Consider the following 20,176-nt stretch of genomic DNA (forward strand, 5'->3'; position numbering starts at 1 on the left):
CAGTCTAAAGGTTTTCATCATGACCCATAAATATCCAACCACTTTTGGCGGCAAAACTTAAAACTAAATAAATTATGATCAAAATATATCACAACCCCAGATGTGGAAAGTCCAGGGAAGGATTGGCCATTCTTGAGAATTCGGAAAACGATTTTGAGATAATAAAATATCTTGAAAATGTGCCTAGCAAAAATGAACTTGCAGCTATTATAAAAATTTTAGGCATATCACCTATGCAATTGGTGCGAACCAATGAAGCCATTTGGAAAGAAAAATTCAAGGGAAAATCCATGACGGACGATGAAGTGATTGCGGCCATGGTAGCTTTTCCCAAACTCATAGAACGGCCCATTGTCATCAAGGACAAGAAAGGTGTGGTTGGACGGCCTCCTGAAAAAATAAAGGACCTTTTTAATTAGTATCCATGTTAAAATGCTTGGTAAGGGAAGCAATTATCATTACATTAATTACTTCACAGTAAATTAGACTACTAAGCGCCAAGGAACGGCACAGTTCTTGAAACACTCAATTTAACAAACATTTAACCATTGAGGGTTAAACCATCTATTAATTTTGGAATCCCATTAACCATTGAAGTTATGAAAACTGACAAGAAATTATTTTTTAGTGTTTTATTTATCGTATTATCCTTTCCCTTTTTAAATGCCCAATATGGCTACGGAAATGGTTATGGATATGGATACGGAGGATATGGAGGGTATGGCAGACAAAGAAACAGTATTCCGCAAGTACAGGAAACTCCGAAGGAGCCGGAAAAATTAACGGCAGATCAAATTGTAGATCAGGAAATGCCCGGAATAACCGAGAAATTAGGTTTAAATCCGTTTGAAGAAGCTGTTTTGAGTACCACCTTAAAAAAGTACCTGCAAGAAAGAATTGAATTGCAGATTCTGGACTTGCCTCCAGATAAAATGAGGGAGAGTTATGAAAAAATTACCCAAAAGCAAGACGAAGAACTTATGGCAGGACTACCTGCCGAGAAATATGAGGCCTTTGTAGAACTGCAGAAAAACGGTTTTAAAAAGGTTAAGGAAAAAAAGAAGAAAAAGAAGAAAAACAAATCCAAAACATAGCACATGAACAAAGTACTCCCAGTTACACTATTTCTACTTTCTTTAGTAGGTTACGCTCAAGGAGCCCAAGGCCCACAAGAACCAATAAAAATAACTGGGACCGTTTTGGACCAAGAAACAAATCAACCCTTGGAATATGCCACTTTGGTACTCCAAAGTGTTAGAAATCCTGAAAAAATAACGGGTGGCATCACCGATGCCTCCGGAAAATTTGAAGTTGAAACAGCTCCGGGCAACTACAATGTTAGTGTAGAGTACATCTCCTATAAATCCTATAAATTAAATAATCAAAGTTTAAGATCTTCCACGGATCTTGGTTTAATTCGCCTTTCCTTGGACGTTGCCCAATTGGCAGAAGTAGAAGTGGTCGGTGAGCGCACAACAGTGGAATTGCGACTGGATAAAAAGGTATATAACGTTGGTTCGGATCTAACCGTTAAAGGTGGTTCGGTAACCGATGTACTAAGCAACGTACCCTCGGTCTCCGTGGATGTGGAAGGCAATATTAGCCTTAGGGGAAACGAAAGTGTCAGAATCCTTATTAACGGCAAACCATCGGCCTTGTCAGGCCTGAGTCCGGAGGCCCTGCAACAGTTGCCCGCGGATGCCATAGAAAAGGTAGAGGTAATTACCAACCCTTCCGCCAGGTATGATGCCGAAGGTACAGCAGGTATTTTGAATATTATATTAAAGCAGAGCAAGACGGCAGGAGTAAATGGATCCGTCAATGTTTATACAGGGCATCCAGAAACTTATGGAGGTTCCTTAAGTCTAAATTTAAGACGCGATAACTTCAATATCTTCACCAATACTACCTACCGTTATCGTAGCGGCCCGGGGAATGCGTTGTTCAACCAAGAGAACTTTGATAGTAATGGCAATACCTTAAGTTATCAAAATGAAATAAGGGATTACCAAAGAAAGGACAAAAGCTTCAATACCAATGTTGGTTTTGAACTGTTTTTTGATGAGAGTAGCAGCATTACCAATTCTTTTGTGTTTAGCAAATCCAATGGGGACAACAGTGTTGATGTGGATTTTTCCAATTTTGATGCCAATAGAACCCCAACCATCCAAAGAAACCGATTTACCATGGAGGATGAATTTGAGGAGGAGGTTCAATACTCTTTGAATTACCAGAAGAAATTTGAAAGGGAAGGACATACCCTTACGTTCGACTACCAGTACTCAAAGGGAATCGACAATGAAAATTCTATCATCGAAGAAGTTATATTAGGGGATAATATTGCTTTGGATACCGAAAGGACCATAGACGACCAAACACAGGTATCCCAATTGGTGCAAATGGATTATGTACTTCCCTTTGGAAAGGATAACCAGTCCCAATTTGAACTTGGGTATCGCGGTACCTTCAATAATAACAATACCGATTTTGATTTTGGCATACAGCAGCCTAATGGGGATTTCAATAGTGATACCAACTTCAGCAATGAATTAAACTACAAGGAATACGTTAATGCGGCCTATGCGCAGTTGGGATCCAAATTTAACAAATTCAGTATTCTGGGTGGGTTAAGAATGGAAGCTTCGGATATCGGGATAGAGCTGGTGAATTCCAACGAACTTACCAATAAGGATTATGTAAATTGGTTTCCATCTATATTCTTGGGTTATGAGTTCTCCGAGAAGGAACAAATTACCTTGAGCTACAGTAAAAGACTTAGAAGACCCCGGTCTAGATTTATCAACCCATTCCCTTCCAGATCCAGTAACACCAATCTATTTCAAGGAAATGCGGATTTAGACCCTACTTTTACCGATTCATACGACTTGGGATATTTGAAAAGATGGGATAAGTTTACTTTTACTACCTCTGGATACTTTAACAGATCTACCGGAGTATTTCAATTTGTTTCAAGGGAAACTGGCGACTTTGTAACCATTGAAAATCCAGACGACCCACAAAATCCCATTGTAGTACCCGTACAGGTGCGAAGCCCTATAAATCTTGCTACCGAAGAGCGTTTAGGTATGGAGTTCACTACTACCTATACCCCAAAAAGAAATTGGAGATTGACATGGAACCTCAATGCTTTCTACAGGGATTTACAAGGGGACTACACCTACACCAACAGTCAGGATGAAGTAATTGTTCAAAATTTTGATGCCGACAACTTCTCCTGGTTTACCCGCTTTAGTGCTAAAATACCTTTGCCGGGGAAAATCGATTTTCAGACCAACTTCTTTTATATGGGCCCTTCCGAAGATGCACAAAACACCAATAAGGGCATGTTGAGTTCAGATCTTGGCTTAAGCAAGGATATTTTAAAGGACAAAGGTTCCCTGACTTTAAACGTAGGGGACATATTCAATTCCAGAAAACGTAGAAGCGATACCAGAACCGAGAATGTTGCCACCTATAGCGAATTTCAATTTAGGCAAAGGCAAATTACCCTGTCCTTTCAATACAGGTTCAACCAACCTCAAAACAAGAATGATAGAAACAGGCAAGGCAGAAGTGGCGGCGGGGAAGATATGGACTTTGAAGGGTAATAGAATTAGACTCTTAAACACAAAAAGGGAGCCGATGGGCTCCCTTTTTTATTTACTATATATTATCGACGTATCCCTATTGGTTACGTTTGGCTTTTTTAGCTTCGCGCTTTTCTTTCAATATTTCCAAGATAGAACCTCCTATCCAGTAGGGAATAACAAAAGTCAACAAAAAAATCATCAACCAAAACCCGATGGTTAAGATGGTCAAAAATGCTAAAAACCCTAAATATTGGTCAAAATCGAACATGATTGCTATGTTTTTTTAATGGTGGTACAAAGATATCAAAATCTAAGTTATTATTCCAAGGGCTATTTAAAATAATTTAACTTAAGTACACAAACTTCATCAATTAATCCTTCCTCACTACCACACTAGCTTACATTTGCTAACAAAAGGAAAAGAAAGTTACAAATCACTTATTTGAGGTTATCCAATATAAAATCCAAGGTACTGTTCTTATTGTAATTCTTTTCAAAAGCCACATTGGTGTGCGTTAAATCATTGGCCAAGCCCAAGTCCTTAAATCGGTTTATGGTAGCCTCAGATTCCATGGTAACCTTACCGGTTAGCAAAGTATCCATGGACAAGCCGTTTTTATGCCTTTTATAGATCTTTTTTAATCCGCTTAGATACAGGCGGTCCTTGGTAAATCCGCCTCCCCTGTGGACCCGCATGGTAATGGTAAAGGCCTTGTTCCTGTCCAGTTTGTACTGGCCGTGTAGCATGTCGAATGTATCCGAAAAACTATATCCTTTAATTAAACTGTCCGAGGCCAAAACCCTGTAGGCCAACTCCTTTAACCTTCTTAGGGTTAGGGCCCCGCTCATGTATTCACTAAAAACCGCCAAGCCCTCTTGGGTTTCCACATTCTTCGGAAAACCATTGGAAAAAACTTTTAAGGGCTGTAACATGCCATTGTAGGTAGTTACCAAATGCACTCCAATCTCATGATTGGCCAAGGTAAGCAGTTGGTTTCTGCTAAAAACGGTATTCTTCTTGATAAGAAGGGATTGGGTGTTATTGCTCACCATGGCATCTGCGGCAATGCTATTGGAAAAGGAAATATTTAAAGGAAAATCATATTGCCGTACAAACTCTTCAAAATAAACCTTTGCGTCCTCCGGGGTATATTTTTTTTCCATATCCTCGGTATCCGGTTCATCGGCCACATGTAGAATAAACCTGGCATTCTGAACATCTTTCTCCGTGGGTGTCCCATAAACCCTAAGGGAGTTGTAATAGAACTTTTTGTTCTGACCAATAGTCTCTATACACTGAATCATGTTGGCATAGTAATACACCACTTCCTGATAGAACTTCATGATCTGTTCATCCTTTATGCGCTCCAAGCGCTGGGAAAAGAACAAACGGTTTAACTTGTATGGATCAAATTGTAACTTTTTATATTTAAATACGGGTTCATTTACAAATTTGGATGAAAAGAAACGGTGCTTCTCCTTTTCAATATTTAATGGATTTAAATAGGTAAGCAATTCAATTTTTTTTACCAACCTGTCCAAGTTGGCATCTATTGCAAATACATTGGGAAACTGCTCAATAATTTCCTGGCTCACTTTTTGTTTTAACATCACAACTACTATTTAATATACCTCGTTGAGGCCCTACTTATTTAGGGATATCATTTAACTTCCCTACCGATTTTGCAACTACCACGGACACCATGGCATCGCCCGTTACGTTTATTACTGTTCTGGCCATATCCAAAGGGCGGTCTACCGCAAAGATCAACGCCAAGCCTACCGCCAACTTATCACTTGGAAAGCCAATGGACTCCAAAACAATTACCAACATTACCATTCCGGCCCCCGGAACTGCCGCAGAACCAATGGAAGCCAAAAGTGCGGTCAATATTATCATTAATTGGTCTGTAATTTCCAAATGATGACCCAAGGCTTACGAAATAAAAACTGCCGCTACGCCCTGATAAAGACTGGTTCCGTCCATATTTATAGTAGCTCCTACTGGAAGTACAAAACTCGCCACCTCCTTATCCACACCCAATTGATTCTCTACCCTTTCCATGGTTACGGGAAGGGTGGCGGCGCTTGAGCTCGTGGAAAATGCCAAAAGCTGTGCCGGACTAATGGCCTTTAAGAACCAAATTGGATTTTTCCCAGTAACCAATGTCAATACCGTACAATAAAAGACAATCATTAGAAAAAGCCCTAAAATAACAACACCAGCATATTTAACCAATGCCAATAATAAATCCGGATCTCCTGAGCTGGCCACTACATTGGCCAAAAGGGCAAATACGGCAAAGGGAGCCGTTACCATAATTATATCGACCATTTTTAATACCGCATCGTTAAGGGAATCAAAAAGGGACTTTAAAGGTTTTGCCTTGGCTTCCCCAATTAGCAACATGGACACCCCTAGAAACACAGAGAAAAATATTACCTGGAGCATTAGTTTGTTGTCGCTCATTGCGCTAAAAACATTCTCCGGTACCATATCCAACAAAAACTGCAAAGGCGGGGATTCCTTTTGCACAGAAGCCTCCGCAAGTTTGGACTGCACGCCTTGCCGACCAACAAATTCATTGGTAATCCGCGACACGGTTTCCTCAGAAATTCCTTTACCCGGGGTAAAAACATTGACCAGCAGCAAACCTATACAAATTGCCGCTATAGTGGTGGTGATAAATAGGGTAACAGAACGGACACCTATGGTTTTAAACTGGGCAATATCCTTTAAATCTGAAATCCCTTTAATTATCGAAGCCAAAATTAACGGAATGGCTATAAGCTTCAAGAGATTGATAAAGATAATGCCAAATGGATTGATCCAATTTTGAATAAAGAGCTTACCTCCCGATATATACAACATTAACACCCCAAAAAGCACCCCTAAAAGCATACCAATTAGGATTCGCCAGTGCAAGGCAAGTTTTTTCATAATTTCAAATAAGATTGTGCTAAATTATGGGAACAATCAATTGAATTTACAAACGGACAAAAATAATTTTCGTCATCTTCTTATGCGTTGGATTCGGTAATAATGAGGTTGTTCGTTATTTTGAAGTTTTATAATGATCGCTCCATTCCTTTACCTTGGGCTCCCCTAATTTGTCCACAGACTTTGCCACCATCATGGATACTGCGGCATCCCCCGTGACATTCACTACTGTCCTACACATATCCAAAGGCCTATCCACAGCAAAGATCAGTGCCAGTCCGGCTTCAGGGATCCCGGCCTGCGCCAAAACAATGACCAGCATCACCATTCCTGCCCCAGGTACGGCGGCACTCCCAATGGAAGCCAAGGTTGCGGTAACAATAATCCCCAATTGGGCTCCAAAACTAAGATCCATTCCAAAGGCTTGGGCAATAAATACCGCTGCTACGGCTTGATAAAGACTGGTACCGTCCATATTTATAGTGGCCCCAATGGGCAATACAAAACTGGCAACCTCCTCCTCTACCCCTAAATGCTCCTCTACCCTTTCCATGGTCACAGGTAGCGTGGCCGCACTGGAGCTGGTAGAAAATGCCAATAGTTGTGCAGGGGAAATTCCATTTATAAAAAATGAAGGTTTGCGTTTGGTAAATATCCATACCAACGAAATATACACGCCTATCATCAAGATCAATCCCAAAACAACACTGACGGAATACCATCCTAGCGCCTTAAATAGATCCAAACTGGGAGATTCTACCACCAAAGCGGCCAATAAGGCAAAGACACCGTAAGGAGCCGCTAGCATAATCAAATCTATCAACTTAAGAATAACTTCATTGAACCCATCAAAAAATTTCTTTACCGGATCGGCCTGCTCCGCAGGTATCAATATTAATCCCACTCCGAAAAAGATGGCAAAAAATATAACCTGCAACATATTGCCATTGTCACTTGCAGCACTAAAAATATTGCTGGGCACCAAATCTTCCAAGGCCTTTAATGGCCCGGATTCCTTTTGTTCGTTGGCTTGGGATATTTTGGAATCGGCATCACCTTTGTAATTTTCCACCAATTCGTTCCTCGTCTCTTCAGAAATAGAGGATCCAGGTTTTACAATATTCACTATGGTAAGTCCGATGGATACTGCTATTATGGTCGTTATAAGGTAAATACCAATAGTCCTCCCCCCCATCTTCGAAAGCTTGGATATATCTTTTAGGTCGGAAACCCCTTTGATAAGAGAAGCCAAAATTAATGGAACTGCAATAAGCTTAAGAGAATTTATAAATATATTCCCAAAGGGCTTTATCCAATCGGAAACAATTTTCGGCCCCCAATCGAACTGAACCATGGCCAAAGCAAAAAGAACTCCGCCCACCATTCCCAAAATAATTTGCCAATGCAATTCCAACTTCCTCATAAAACAATGGTTTAGATTGGAAAGATAGTATTTTGTGGTTTAAAGCACCAAAAAATATAAGGCTATAATTTAATGGTCCTATTCAATAAAGTATAATCTGCCATAACCAAGGCGGCCATTGCCTCCACAATTGGCACCGCCCTGGGCACTACACATGGGTCGTGCCTGCCCTTGCCCTGAGTAGTTACCTTATTCCCTTCCTTATCTATGGTATCATAGGCCTGAATAACGGTTGCGACAGGCTTAAAGGCAATATTGAAGTAAATATCCATGCCATTGGTTATACCTCCTTGTATACCCCCACTATGATTGGTTTTGGTAGTACCGTCGGTATTAAACTGATCGTTATGGGCACTCCCCTTCATCTTTACCCCTTCAAAACCGCTGCCGTACTCAAAGCCTTTTACGGCATTGATGGAAAGCATCGCTTTACCCAATTCCGCATGCAACTTATCAAAAACGGGTTCTCCCAAGCCTATGGGAACATTTTGGATTACACAGGTAATTACCCCTCCAATAGTATCGCCTTCCTTTTTTATTTTCTTAATATACTCTTCCATTTTAGCTGCAGTAGCAGTATCCGGACATCTTACCGGGTTGGATTCAATAAGGGAAAAATCGAGTTCCTGGTAACTTTTGTCCAAGGATAGCTCACCTACTTGGGAAACGTAGGCGTTTATTTTCATATCTCCCAAGAATTGTTTGGCAATGGCACCGGCAACTACCCTACTGGCCGTTTCCCTGGCCGAACTTCTTCCTCCTCCCCGATAATCCCTGAAACCATATTTTTGGTCGTACACATAATCGGCATGAGAAGGCCTATAAGAGTCCTTTATATGCGAATAGTCATGTGATTTCTGATTAGTATTGTGTATGGCAAATCCTATTGGCGTTCCTGTCGTCTTCCCTTCAAAAATACCGGAATAAAACTCTACGGTATCCGGCTCCTTGCGCTGGGTAACGATGGCGGACTGACCAGGTTTACGCCTGTCCAGATCTTGTTGAATGGCATCCAGATTCAATTCAATTCCTGCCGGACAGCCATCCAGTACGCCACCAATGGCCACACCGTGAGATTCTCCAAACGTAGATAGTTTAAAAAGGGTTCCAAAAGTATTTCCTGCCATGTTTGTAGTTAAAATTTGTAGTTATGAAATGGTATTAAGGACCACTTTAAGTCAAAGACCCAAAGGTAAATCTTAAAACAGAGATACAAAAATAGAAACCTTGCTTATTGCAAATAAAAACAGAATTGGACCAACTTAATATAAACTTAACTATTTCCTTATCCTAAATTGATTTTGCCTTCACTTTTAATTTAAATCCAAAGGTTTAATTTGAGAAAATTCCACCTCCGTGAAAAAGCGACAAATAGAATTGGTAGTTATTTCAGACGTGCATTTAGGAACTTTTAGTTGCCATGCCGATGAACTATTGGCCTATTTGAACAGCATAAACCCTAAAACACTTATACTCAACGGCGATATAGTTGACATCTGGCAGTTTAGCAAGAAATATTTTCCTGCTACGCACCTAAAAGTGCTAAGAAAAATTATGGGAATGGCCACAAATGGTACCGAAGTATATTACATTGTAGGGAACCACGACGAAAGGCTCAGGAGATTCTGCGGTACCTCTTTGGGGAATATCCATTTTGTAGATCAATTGACCTTAGAATTAAATGGTAAAAGGGCCTGGTTCTTTCACGGTGATGTTTTTGATATATCCATTCAGAATGCAAAATGGGTGGCCAAACTGGGAAGGCATGGATATAGTCTTTTAATTCTAATCAACAGCAGCATTAATTGGATCTTGGGCAAATTTGGACGCGAGAAATATTCCCTTTCCAAAAGAATAAAAAACAGTGTAAAGGGTGCGGTTGGTTTTATTCAAAATTTTGAATATACAGCAAAGGAATTGGCCGTAGACAGGAACTACGAGTATGTTATCTGCGGCCATATACATCAACCCAAGAAAGAAATATTTGAAAGTGAACAAGGCAAATGCACTTATTTAAATTCCGGGGATTGGGTAGAAAACCTTACCGCCTTGGAATACACCTTTAAACGTTGGAAAATATATAGATATAGTGCGGACAAACTGTCCCCCTTCTTTGCTGATGAAGAACTTAAGGGCATGGACATCCACGAATTACTGGCCGCCACATCCACAACCGTTATGGCCCCTAAAAAAACATCCAAAAAAGCAAAAATCTAAATCTTTCGCTAACCAACTAAGATAGAACTAGGCAATAAGCGCCTCCTTCAGAACGGTAATAGGGTGCAATGCCTTCCTTTGGGTACCATCATATATCTGATGCCTACAGCTTGTTCCATTGGCAGCGATGATCACATCCTCTTCAGACTTCCTAACGGCCGGAAACAATTTTAGCTCCCCTACCTGCATACTTACCTCATAATGCTCCTTTTCATACCCAAAAGACCCTGCCATACCACAACATCCGGAACTAATAATAGAAACCGTATAATTCTTTGGAAGATTCAAGATATCAAAGGTTACCTTTTGGTTGGATATAGACTTCTGATGGCAATGAGTATGAATCTTCACAGTCTTAGGTTCGTTTGTAAATAGATCGGATGTTATAACCCCCAATTGAATTTCCTTGGCCAAAAATTCTTCTATCAAAAATGAATTGGCAGCAACAGCATCGATCTTCTTTTTATCAAAGCCAAAGCGTTTGTATTCATCCCTAAACGTAAGTATTGCGGAAGGTTCCAACCCAATAATTGGAAGCCCTTTATTCGTTAGCTGCGAAAGTTTATCCACATTTTTAATCGCCAATTGTTTGGCCTGTTTTAAGAATCCTTTGGAAATATAGGTCCTTCCACTTTCTGCATAAAAAAGTTCCACCTCATAGCCCAGTCGCGTTAGTACTTCAATAGCATCCCTACCCAGTTCAACATCCAAGTAGTTGGTAAATTCATCGATATACAACACAACTTTGGACTTGGTAGCAACAACCTGACCCTTAACCCTTTGAAGCTCCTTATCAAAATCGAACTTATAGACTTTTGGCAAACTTCGTTGCTCGGCAACGCCGACCGACTTTTTAAGCAATCCGCCCAATATTTTGGAATCGTACATGGCATTGGTAATTCCTGCCATATTGCTCCCCAATTTATTCAACTTGGTATTATAGGCGAAAAGTTTTGCCCTCAAGGGATATCCGTTCTCTTCCTGATATTGATATAAAAACTCTGCTTTAAGTGTGGCCACATCCACATTACTGGGGCATTCGCTGGAGCAGGCCTTACAGCTTAAGCACAGGTCAAAAACTTCTTTAAGCTCCTTATTGTTAAACTTATTCGTCTTTTCCGAAGAGGTTAAAAATTCTCGCAGGGTATTGGCACGGCCCCTTGTGGTATCCTTTTCATTCTTTGTGGCATGGTAACTTGGGCACATAGCTCCAGATACCAAATGCGTTTTTCTACAATCCCCGCTACCATTACATTTTTCGGCCGCCTTTAGAATTCCTTCACTATCGGAGAAATCCATCAAGGTTTCAATTTCCGGTTCTTCGCGGTCAATTTCATACCTCAGGGATTCATCCATGGGATAGGCATCCACAATTTTACCTGGGTTAAAAATATTAAGGGGATCAAAATACGTCTTTACCCGCTTTAGCAGTTCATAATTCTTATCGCCTATCATTAAGGGGATAAACTCTGCCCTTACAATTCCATCCCCGTGTTCCCCGCTAAAGGATCCCTGATACTTTTTGGTAAGCTTGGCCACATCTGTAGTAATGGACCTGAACAAGGCCACATCTGCAGATTTCTTTAAATTTAGGATTGGCCGTAGATGCAACTCTCCTGCCCCTGCATGGGCATAATAGACCGCATCTTGCTTATAATCTTTCATTATTTGGCTGAATTCCCCTATAAAGTCCTTTAAATCCTCCAACGCCACTGCCGTATCCTCAATGCAGGCAACCGCTTTACGGTCACCAACAATATTTCCAAGAAGACCCAGTCCGGCCTTTCTGAGTTCAATGGCCTTATTCACGTCGGCCAACTTCAATATTGGGCTGGCATAGCTCAAACCAGACTTTTTAACGGTCTCCAATAAATGCTGAAGCTGTTTGTCCAAGTCCTCTTCGGTATCCGCCTTAACCTCCAACATTAACAATGCGGCAGGATCGCCTTCCACAAAAAATCTGTTCTCCAATTGGGTCCGGTTATTTTTGGTACAATCCAAAATTACCTTGTCCATCATTTCGCAGGTATGTAGATTGTGGGTCATAAGGGGAGCCACATCCAACAAGCAATCTTCCAAAGTTTTATAATGTGTTACCACCATTCCAGAAAGTTTGGGAGGCAACTCGGTCAATTGCAGTACTATTTCCGTGGTAAAGGCCAAGGTGCCTTCACTACCACTCAATAATTTACATAAGTTAATGTTTTGGGGACTATCCCCAAAAATATTGTTCTTGAGCAACTCATCCACAGCGTAACCGGTATTGCGCCTATGGATCTGTGGTTTTGGAAATTCCTTTAAAATTTCCGCCTGTATTTCCTTATTGCTTAATTCCTTATGTATGTTGTTGTAAATTTTTCCTTCAAACGTATCCAAAGACATTTTGCCCAGAAATTCGTTCAAGGACAGATCCCGGAATTCTACCTTGCTCCCATCGGATAAATACGTCTTTAAGGAAACCACCTGATCTCGGGTTACCCCATACTGTATGGAGGTGGTTCCTGAGGAATTGTTCCCGACCATACCACCTATCATACAACGGTTGGAGGTAGAGGTATTTGGCCCAAAAAATAGGCCATAAGGTTCCAAATAAAGGTTTAACTCGTCACGGATGACCCCTGGTTGAACGGTTACCTGCTTTTTATCTACATCAACGGAAAGAATCTTGGTAAAATTTTTAGAGACATCCACCACTATACCTTCCCCAACGCATTGCCCGGCAAGGGAGGTTCCCGCAGTTCTAGGTATTAAACCTATTTTATGTTCCCCGGCAAATAGAATTAGTTTTTTAATATCCTCCTCACTCTTCGGGTAAGCCACTGCCATTGGCATTTTTCTATACACGGAAGCATCGGTGGCATATAGGGTGGTCATTAATTTGTCTACAAACAAATCGCCCTCTAAATCCTCCTTTAATTTATTTAGCATATTTTTATCCAACTCAAAACAATTTTGGGCACTAAATTAAGTTTTATTGTTTCAGATTAATAATGAATTTTTAATTTTTACATTAATTAACTTTAGAACACTTATGAAAATTTTAAAACTATTTACCCTATTTACGTTCTGTTCCTGGTTCTCTATGAATGCCCAGGAAATATCCGATCACGCCATAGGTCTTCGCTTAGGGGACAGTGATGGTTTTGGCGCTGAAATTTCCTATCAGAAATCTTTGGACCGTGACAACAGGTTGGAAGCCAACCTTGGATGGCGCGATAGCAGATATTTCGATGCCTTTAAATTAACGGCACTTTACCAATGGGTTAGGCCTTTGGACGGAAATTTCAATTGGTACTACGGCGCTGGTGGTGGTTTAGGAAGTGTGGATTTCGCTTCCAGGCCCAATGGCAATGGCGGTTATTATACGCCCGATGGCGGCCTTTTTGTTTTGGCGGCAGGAGATATAGGTATTGAATATAACTTTGACATTCCTTTATTGATTTCGTTGGATTTTAGGCCTGAAATAGGCATTGTGGGCTATAAAGATTTCTCTGATAATTTTGATTTTGATATCGCCTTGGGAATTCGCTATCAGTTTTGATATAAATAACGAACTACTATTTAGTGGGCCATGAATGTTCTTGTAGCATTTATGGCTTTTTTTATTACTTATATATAAGTACATTTGCGCCAATCAAAAGAAAACAGCAATGAGAAAAATATTATTATCTGTTACCGTAATTGTAGGAGTTGTAGCATGCAACAGTAAACCCGAAGGCTTTGTATTGAACGGAACCTTAACCGGGGATGTGGAAAACGGTACCCAAATCTTTATAAGAAAGATTGATGAAAACAATCAGCCATATGATATTGACACCACCACTGTTGAAAACGGTAAGTTTACCATTAGCGGCCCTGCGGATTCACCTGACCTAATGTATGTTTTTGTTGATAAAGTACAAGGCTACACCCCGGTTGTCGCCGAGAAGGGTGAGATAGAACTTAGTGCCCAGAAGGATAGTTTAAATTTTGCCAAGGTTAAAGGTACTGAGCAAAATGATATTTTCTATAATTATCTAAATGAATCAAGAGCCTTGTCCGATCAGGCAATGTCTATCCAAAGGGATATGCAAAACGCCAATATGAGCGGAAACGAAGCTACCGTTAACTCCTTGCGAGACGAGTTTGCCGAACTTCAGGAAGAATATAAGAATTTTGAATTGGACTTCATCAAGAACAATCCCAATGGTCTTATTTCCGCTTTGTTGATAGAAAAAGGACTTAATACAAGAATGGTGGAAAGCGAAGAAGCGCAGAAAATGTACGATGCCTTAACCCCAGAGATAAAAGAAACCCTGCCCGCCAAAAACATCCTAAAAAGTTTGGAAGCAGCCAAAGCTAGGGAAGAAAAAGGCAAGAGTACCGCAATTGGGGCTACTGCACCCGACTTTTCGGGACCTACCCCAGACGGTAAGGAATTGTCCCTAAAAGAGGCTATGGGCAAAGTGACCATCATCGATTTTTGGGCCGCCTGGTGTAAGCCTTGTAGGGTAGAAAACCCCAATGTGGTTAAGATATACAACAAGTACCACTCCAAAGGACTTAATATAATTGGAGTTTCCTTGGATAGAAAGGAAGAAGATTGGAAAAAAGCCATTGCAGATGACAATCTAAGCTGGAACCATATTTCCAGTTTGGATTATTTCAATGATGCCGTGGCCAAACTTTACAATGTAGAGGCCATTCCTGCCACCTTTATCCTTGATGAAAACGGGGTCATTATTGCAAAAAACCTAAGAGGCGATGAATTGGAGTCGAAAATTTCAGAACTTTTGCAATAACAAAGTTATACCAATTCATAAAAAAGGGAGGCTGTCCAAAAAGACAGCCTCCCTTTTTTTTATCAAAAATATTAGATTGCACTGGAAATGCCACTAGAACAAAGTCCTAAATGAAACTAAGCCCATTATCCGGTGAAACAATTGCGCATTTATATTTTACCCATTTTACCAAGGATAAAAAGCAGCACAATGGGCAAAGCCAATAAAAGTACCATTAAGGTGTCCGTAACAAGTAGATCGGGCTTAAAGAACAGGGTTACTACATACCCCCCAATAGCACCCCCAAAGTGCGCAGTGTGACCAATATTTCCCAATCTAGTTTTCATTCCGTATATAGAATAAAACAAATAAAGGATTCCCAATACGTAAGCCGGCAATGGAATAGGGATGAACATAATTCCCAATCGCATCCCAGGCTCCAGTAGGATGGCCGAATACAATATACCAGTGACTGCCCCACTTGCCCCCACCGCACTGTAATAAGGCTCGTTCTTATGAAAGTACAATGCCAACAAACTACCGGCAATAAGGCTAATAAAATAAAGGACAATGAATTTACCGGGACCAAACCAATCAATGACCACATCCGCAAAAAAGTATAGGGTAAACATATTAAAGAATAGATGGGAGAGGTCTACATGTAAAAAACCCGAAGTAACCATCCTATCCTTCTGTCCTGCCTGAATAGCACCTACACCAAACTTATAGCGTTCAAAGAAGGTATGGTTATTAAATCCCTTTAGGGAGGCAAGGATATTGGCAGCCATAATGGCAATGGTAGCAAGATGAAGGTTATTCATGAAGAAAACTATTATTTTTAGGTTCAAATATAGCTATATTTGCCTTAATTATATCTGCATGCAGTTTCTGGTCTATATTCTAGTTTACCCCCTTCTATGGTTTATTTCCATATTACCTTTTAGACTTTTTTATTTTTTTTCCGACTTTGTCTTTTTTGTACTTTTCTACGTTGTTGGCTATCGCAAAAAGGTCGTATTCGAAAATCTTTCCCGTGCCTTTCCGGATAAACCGGAAGAAGAGATAAAAAAGATCCAAAAGGATTTCTACCGCCATATGTGCGATATGTTCCTAGAGATGGTGAAGACCTTGAACCTAACAAAAGAGGAATTAAAGGAACGCTATAAGATCATCAATATTGAAGTTCTTCAGGATATTGTTAAAGAGAAAAGTGTGCTTATCGTATGTTCCCATTACGCCAATTGGGAATGGAACGTAAGCATCAATAATTATGTAAACGCGAAAGGATATGCCGTGTATCAAAAAATTGGAAATTCCTATTTTGACGACCTGATAAAAAAAATAAGGGCAAAATGGAACACCACCCTAATTACCCAACAAGAGACAGTAAAGACAGTGTATAGGAATGTCCAAAACGGGGTAATTTCGGCCTATGGCATGGTGAGCGACCAATCTCCCCAAGTAAAAAGGGCACAATATTGGAGTGAATTTATGGGTGTTAAGGTGCCTATTTTTAATGGACCAGAGAGTATGGCCCGGAAATTGGATCTAGCAGTCGTCTTCCTTAAGGTCTCTAAAGTAAAAAGGGGGTATTACCAAGCAGAATTCATACCCATTACCACTGCCGGCAGTACGACCAAAAAACATCAAATTACGGACCAATTTCTAAGGTTGACCGAAGATCAGATACGTGAAAAACCCGAGTACTACCTTTGGACCCACAAACGTTGGAAACACCGAAATAAAGTCCCTGTAGAATTCCAATAGAAAATAGTAATACTTATTTACCTCCCAGCAAGCATTGACCAGCTGAAAAAAACCATCCAAACAGCAACATACCCAATTCTCGCTACCCTTGGAAGTAAATTGGTATTATCCCCTCCACAGCGCCATTAGGTCTATTGACTTGTGCACTACTGCTGTTGGTCTAAATTAGTGGTAAAATTGCCCTTTAATTTTTATATTAATACCATTGATTGACATAAAATCAGTTTTACTATGGACATTTTGGGTACCCTCTATGATGAGGTAGTTGGATTTTTGGGCATTAGTCAAGCATTGGAGCTATTGCAGACCGGGGATTATAGCGTTTTCTCTACTTACGATGGTGTAGTATCCTTAATTTACCCCATAATTCCCCTTCTACTGTTACTGGAATTTATCCTTGGTCTAGTCTATAAGAAACCTAACACCAAGGTATATAAGGTGAACTTCCTTATCTATGTATTTAATAGATTTATTGGCCGATTTATAGCCATAGCCATGGTAACCTTAATTATAGGGTGGTTACAGCCCTATGCCCTATTCCAGACGAAAATGACCTGGTACTGGTTTATATACGGGTATATTGTTTGGGAATTTGGTCATTTCCTATACCACTATTGGGGTCATAAAGTGCGACTTTTTTGGTGCCTGCATTCTACCCATCACGCACCCGAACAAATGAACCTTTCCGTTACCCATGCCCATTTTTTCCTGGAGGCCCCTTATGCGGATGCCATTAGAACCACAGTCTGTATTCTGTTGGGTGTTGAACCTGTTCTACTTTTTTTGATCATGTTTATAGATAGTACCTATGGGGCATTTATCCATATAGGTGAAAATATGATGAAAGATGGCAGAATGGGGTTTTTGAACAAAGTTATATTAACCCCCTCCCACCATAGGGTACATCATGCCAGAAATCCACTGTATATGGACACCAATTTCTGCAACTTATTGAATATTTGGGACAAGGTTTTTGGGACCTATCAAGAAGAACAACATGATATTCAAATAGAATACGGCATTACCCGAAAAATGAATAGCGGCAACTTCTTGGATGTTTATTTTGGGGAATTTGTTGCCCTTTTCAAAGATGTGGCCAAAGCACCGGGATTAAAAAATAAACTTCTTTATATTATTATGCCTCCGGGTTGGAGTCATACCGGTGAACACCAGACCTCCAAGTTGGTCCGCGGAACCTACTTAAGGGAACATCTGTCTAAGGAGTAAATACTAGGGTGGCTATCACGATACAGTGATCGCTGGCATAATTCTCACATAACACCTCATATTCCAACACCTGCCATTTTTCGGGCTGATTGTACATAATATGGTCAATGCAGATATTGGGACCGGTTGCCGGAAAAGTACCCTTCCACGCATTGGGATGTTTCGGTTTTGAGAATTTTTCGGAAATAATATTTATAGGGTTACTATTTGGGACTGCGTTAAGATCGCCCACCAACAAAGTCGGGAATTCCGTATCCCCCAAATGCGCAACGATGGCCTTGGCCTGCATCACCTTATCGGTTTCATCCTTCAAGTGATCCAAATGTGTCCCCACAAACTGAATGGTATTACCTTTTTTGGTTTTGACCCGGGTCACCAAGGCTGCCCTAGGTTCCGAATTCGGCAAGTGGGGCAGCGCCAAATTTTCACTCCCAATAAACGTAAATTTTGATAGCACCGCTTCACCGTACTCCCCTCCATCGTAATACATGGCTCTGGCAAATAACGAGGCCATTTTTGTCCGGATTCCCAATTCTGTGGGCAAATCGTAGTTTTTGGCTCTATTCGTTTTAAAATCGACCTCTTGTAAGGCCACTAAATCCGGTTGGTAATGATTAATCACACCGGCAATGGTATCCAAGTTAAAATCGTTCTTCGTAGTGGCCCCATGTAGAATGTTAAAACTCATCACCCTCAGGGTATCTGCCTGTGCAAGGCTACAATAAGATGTGCCTCCTATAAAAACGAAAAGAAGTAATTTTATGATGTGGTTTCTCATTGGTCCTATTAAAGAATTAGGGCCGAAAATAGGTGATTTTCGACCCCTGTTTAAACTATTGTCTTAGATTCCGGCCACTGCTTTTATCTCGCCTATTATTCTATCGGCCAAACCATCCGCTTCGGCCTGACTTTTGGCTTCCGTGTATATTCGGATAATGGGCTCTGTATTGGATTTACGCAGGTGTACCCAATTCTCCGGAAAATCGATCTTTACCCCGTCAATGGTAGAAATTTCTTCGTCCTTATATTTTTCGGCCATAGCTACGAGAATACCGTCTACATCCAAACCTGGTGTAAGTTCAATTTTCTTTTTGCTCATAAAATAACTGGGGTAGCTGGCTCTTAGCTCGCTTACGGTACCTCCTCTTTCGGCCATCAGCATTAAAAATAAGGCCGTTCCTACTAGGGAATCCCTACCATAATGGCTTTCAGGATAAATTATACCACCATTGCCCTCTCCCCCTATAATGGCCTTATTGGCCTTCATTTTGGTCACAACATTTACTTCACCTACGGCAGCGGCCTCATAAGTGCCGCCGTGTTTTTCGGAAATATCCCGCAAAGCCCTGGAAGACGAAAGGTTGGAAACGGTATTTCCCTTGGTCTTACCCAACACGTAATCCGCGCAGGCCACTAACGTATATTCCTCCCCAAACATTTCTCCTTCATTGGTAATAAAAGCCAAACGATCTACATCCGGATCTACAACAATTCCAAAATCGGCCTTTTCCTTAACTACCAATGCACATATATCGCCCAAATGTTCTTTTAGAGGTTCTGGGTTATGGGGAAAATGCCCTGTAGGATCGCAGTAAAGCTCCACTACCTCTACCCCCAATTCCTTTAAAAGTTTTGGGATGGCAATACCTCCGGTAGAATTTACCCCGTCTACCACTACCTTAAACTTGGCCGCCCTTATAACCTCTGCATCTACCAAAGAAAGGTCTAATACCTCGTCTATATGGATATCGATATAGGAATCGTTCCTATTAACGGTTCCCAAATCATCTACCTCCGAGAAATTAAAAGCTTCCTTTTCGGCGATTTCCAATATTTTGGCACCTTGGGCAGCATCCAAAAACTCCCCTTTCTCATTTAAAAGTTTTAGGGCGTTCCATTGCTTTGGATTATGGCTGGCGGTAAGGATTATACCCCCATCTGCCTTTTCCAAGGGAACCGCAATTTCTACGGTGGGTGTAGTTGACAGGTCCAGGTCCACTACATCTATTCCCAGGCCTACAAGGGTGGACACTACCAAATTTTGGATCATTTCTCCGGAAAGTCGGGCATCGCGCCCAATAACTACCGTTAATTTTTCCTTTTTTGAGTATTCCTTTAACCAAACACCGTAAGCGGCCGCAAATTTAACCGCATCAATAGGTGTGAGATTGTCTCCCGGCTTACCGCCAATGGTACCCCGTATTCCCGAAATAGATTTTATTAAAGTCATATTTTATTTATAAATTTTTAC

15 protein-coding genes and 1 pseudogene are annotated in these 20,176 nt (G+C 40.7%); 8 read left to right on the forward strand and 8 right to left on the reverse strand.

All coding sequences use genetic code 11. From position 1 onward, the window contains the following. Window positions 1-74 precede the first annotated feature (74 nt). The 3 genes from arsC (at window position 75) to B9Y87_RS08920 (ending at window position 3,608) form a co-directional block, all read left to right on the forward strand. Entirely contained in the window at window positions 75-419 is a 345-nt protein-coding gene (gene arsC, locus B9Y87_RS08910) for an arsenate reductase (glutaredoxin) (protein ID WP_085498210.1), read from the forward strand. Between the two features lie 180 nt (window positions 420-599). Then, on the forward strand, window positions 600-1,094 hold the full coding sequence (locus B9Y87_RS08915; RefSeq protein ID WP_085498212.1) for a hypothetical protein: 495 nt from the start codon (window positions 600-602) through the stop codon (window positions 1,092-1,094). A 3-nt stretch (window positions 1,095-1,097) separates the two neighbouring features. Next, entirely contained in the window at window positions 1,098-3,608 is a 2,511-nt protein-coding gene (locus B9Y87_RS08920; RefSeq protein ID WP_085498214.1) for a TonB-dependent receptor, read from the forward strand. Window positions 3,609-4,028: 420 nt separating this feature from the next. On the opposite strand, the gene B9Y87_RS08925 is transcribed toward B9Y87_RS08920, so the two are convergent. The 4 genes and pseudogenes from B9Y87_RS08925 to aroC form a co-directional block, all read right to left on the reverse strand. After that, complete coding sequence (locus B9Y87_RS08925; protein ID WP_085498216.1) at window positions 4,029-5,201, reverse strand: peptidase MATCAP family protein; 1,173 nt, start codon at window positions 5,199-5,201, stop codon at window positions 4,029-4,031. A 37-nt stretch (window positions 5,202-5,238) separates the two neighbouring features. After that, window positions 5,239-6,531, reverse strand: a pseudogene (locus B9Y87_RS08930) (dicarboxylate/amino acid:cation symporter). Between the two features lie 115 nt (window positions 6,532-6,646). After that, on the reverse strand, window positions 6,647-7,954 hold the full coding sequence (locus tag B9Y87_RS08935; protein ID WP_085498218.1) for a dicarboxylate/amino acid:cation symporter: 1,308 nt from the start codon (window positions 7,952-7,954) through the stop codon (window positions 6,647-6,649). A 62-nt stretch (window positions 7,955-8,016) separates the two neighbouring features. After that, window positions 8,017-9,081 carry a chorismate synthase gene (gene aroC, locus B9Y87_RS08940; RefSeq protein ID WP_085498221.1) on the reverse strand — a complete coding sequence of 355 codons (1,065 nt, stop codon included), beginning with the start codon at window positions 9,079-9,081 and terminating at the stop codon, window positions 8,017-8,019. Between the two features lie 229 nt (window positions 9,082-9,310). On the opposite strand from aroC, the gene B9Y87_RS08945 reads away from it, so the two are divergent. Continuing rightward, the gene (locus B9Y87_RS08945) at window positions 9,311-10,171 is read left to right on the forward strand and encodes a UDP-2,3-diacylglucosamine diphosphatase (protein ID WP_085498223.1); all 861 of its coding nucleotides are present in this window, start codon (window positions 9,311-9,313) and stop codon (window positions 10,169-10,171) included. Window positions 10,172-10,198: 27 nt separating this feature from the next. On the opposite strand, the gene B9Y87_RS08950 is transcribed toward B9Y87_RS08945, so the two are convergent. Continuing rightward, entirely contained in the window at window positions 10,199-13,099 is a 2,901-nt protein-coding gene (locus B9Y87_RS08950) for an FAD-binding and (Fe-S)-binding domain-containing protein (protein WP_245808684.1), read from the reverse strand. Between the two features lie 103 nt (window positions 13,100-13,202). Between B9Y87_RS08950 and B9Y87_RS08955 the strand changes: the two genes are divergently transcribed. Together B9Y87_RS08955 and B9Y87_RS08960 are read left to right on the forward strand one after the other, a co-directional pair. After that, on the forward strand, window positions 13,203-13,712 hold the full coding sequence (locus B9Y87_RS08955; RefSeq protein ID WP_085498227.1) for a hypothetical protein: 510 nt from the start codon (window positions 13,203-13,205) through the stop codon (window positions 13,710-13,712). 109 nt (window positions 13,713-13,821) lie between these two features. Further along, window positions 13,822-14,952, forward strand: coding sequence for a TlpA disulfide reductase family protein (locus tag B9Y87_RS08960; RefSeq protein WP_085498228.1), 1,131 nt, complete (start codon window positions 13,822-13,824; stop codon window positions 14,950-14,952). Between the two features lie 149 nt (window positions 14,953-15,101). On the opposite strand, the gene B9Y87_RS08965 is transcribed toward B9Y87_RS08960, so the two are convergent. Further along, the gene (locus tag B9Y87_RS08965; protein ID WP_085498230.1) at window positions 15,102-15,752 is read right to left on the reverse strand and encodes a rhomboid family intramembrane serine protease; all 651 of its coding nucleotides are present in this window, start codon (window positions 15,750-15,752) and stop codon (window positions 15,102-15,104) included. A gap of 58 nt (window positions 15,753-15,810) precedes the next feature. Between B9Y87_RS08965 and B9Y87_RS08970 the strand changes: the two genes are divergently transcribed. Beyond that, window positions 15,811-16,698, forward strand: a complete 888-nt coding sequence (locus B9Y87_RS08970) for a lysophospholipid acyltransferase family protein (protein ID WP_085498232.1) — start codon at window positions 15,811-15,813, stop codon at window positions 16,696-16,698. Window positions 16,699-16,929: 231 nt separating this feature from the next. Continuing rightward, entirely contained in the window at window positions 16,930-17,925 is a 996-nt protein-coding gene (locus tag B9Y87_RS08975) for a sterol desaturase family protein (protein ID WP_085498234.1), read from the forward strand. Here B9Y87_RS08975 and B9Y87_RS08980 read toward each other — a convergent pair. Both B9Y87_RS08980 and glmM read right to left on the reverse strand, forming a co-directional pair. Further along, on the reverse strand, window positions 17,915-18,703 hold the full coding sequence (locus tag B9Y87_RS08980; RefSeq protein WP_245808685.1) for an endonuclease/exonuclease/phosphatase family protein: 789 nt from the start codon (window positions 18,701-18,703) through the stop codon (window positions 17,915-17,917). The two genes, B9Y87_RS08975 and B9Y87_RS08980, sit on opposite strands and share 11 nt — an antisense overlap. Before the next feature lie 63 nt (window positions 18,704-18,766). Continuing rightward, window positions 18,767-20,155, reverse strand: coding sequence for a phosphoglucosamine mutase (gene glmM / locus B9Y87_RS08985; protein WP_072865028.1), 1,389 nt, complete (start codon window positions 20,153-20,155; stop codon window positions 18,767-18,769). Window positions 20,156-20,176: the final 21 nt, after the last annotated feature.

Source organism: Arenibacter troitsensis, from assembly GCF_900177645.1.
Lineage (GTDB): Bacteria > Bacteroidota > Bacteroidia > Flavobacteriales > Flavobacteriaceae > Arenibacter > Arenibacter troitsensis.

What these genes read in the sequence shown, in the direction of transcription:
- B9Y87_RS08935 (WP_085498218.1), bottom strand. Translation starts at nt 7,954, where the DNA reads ATGAGGAAGTTGGAATTGCATTGGCAAATTATTTTGGGAATGGTGGGC.
- arsC (WP_085498210.1), top strand. Translation starts at nt 75, where the DNA reads ATGATCAAAATATATCACAACCCCAGATGTGGAAAGTCCAGGGAAGGA.
- glmM (WP_072865028.1), bottom strand. Translation starts at nt 20,155, where the DNA reads ATGACTTTAATAAAATCTATTTCGGGAATACGGGGTACCATTGGCGGT.
- B9Y87_RS08915 (WP_085498212.1), top strand. Translation starts at nt 600, where the DNA reads ATGAAAACTGACAAGAAATTATTTTTTAGTGTTTTATTTATCGTATTA.
- aroC (WP_085498221.1), bottom strand. Translation starts at nt 9,081, where the DNA reads ATGGCAGGAAATACTTTTGGAACCCTTTTTAAACTATCTACGTTTGGA.
- B9Y87_RS08960 (WP_085498228.1), top strand. Translation starts at nt 13,822, where the DNA reads ATGAGAAAAATATTATTATCTGTTACCGTAATTGTAGGAGTTGTAGCA.
- B9Y87_RS08980 (WP_245808685.1), bottom strand. Translation starts at nt 18,703, where the DNA reads ATGAGAAACCACATCATAAAATTACTTCTTTTCGTTTTTATAGGAGGC.
- B9Y87_RS08925 (WP_085498216.1), bottom strand. Translation starts at nt 5,201, where the DNA reads ATGTTAAAACAAAAAGTGAGCCAGGAAATTATTGAGCAGTTTCCCAAT.
- B9Y87_RS08950 (WP_245808684.1), bottom strand. Translation starts at nt 13,099, where the DNA reads ATGCTAAATAAATTAAAGGAGGATTTAGAGGGCGATTTGTTTGTAGAC.
- B9Y87_RS08920 (WP_085498214.1), top strand. Translation starts at nt 1,098, where the DNA reads ATGAACAAAGTACTCCCAGTTACACTATTTCTACTTTCTTTAGTAGGT.
- B9Y87_RS08970 (WP_085498232.1), top strand. Translation starts at nt 15,811, where the DNA reads ATGCAGTTTCTGGTCTATATTCTAGTTTACCCCCTTCTATGGTTTATT.
- B9Y87_RS08965 (WP_085498230.1), bottom strand. Translation starts at nt 15,752, where the DNA reads ATGAATAACCTTCATCTTGCTACCATTGCCATTATGGCTGCCAATATC.
- B9Y87_RS08955 (WP_085498227.1), top strand. Translation starts at nt 13,203, where the DNA reads ATGAAAATTTTAAAACTATTTACCCTATTTACGTTCTGTTCCTGGTTC.
- B9Y87_RS08975 (WP_085498234.1), top strand. Translation starts at nt 16,930, where the DNA reads ATGGACATTTTGGGTACCCTCTATGATGAGGTAGTTGGATTTTTGGGC.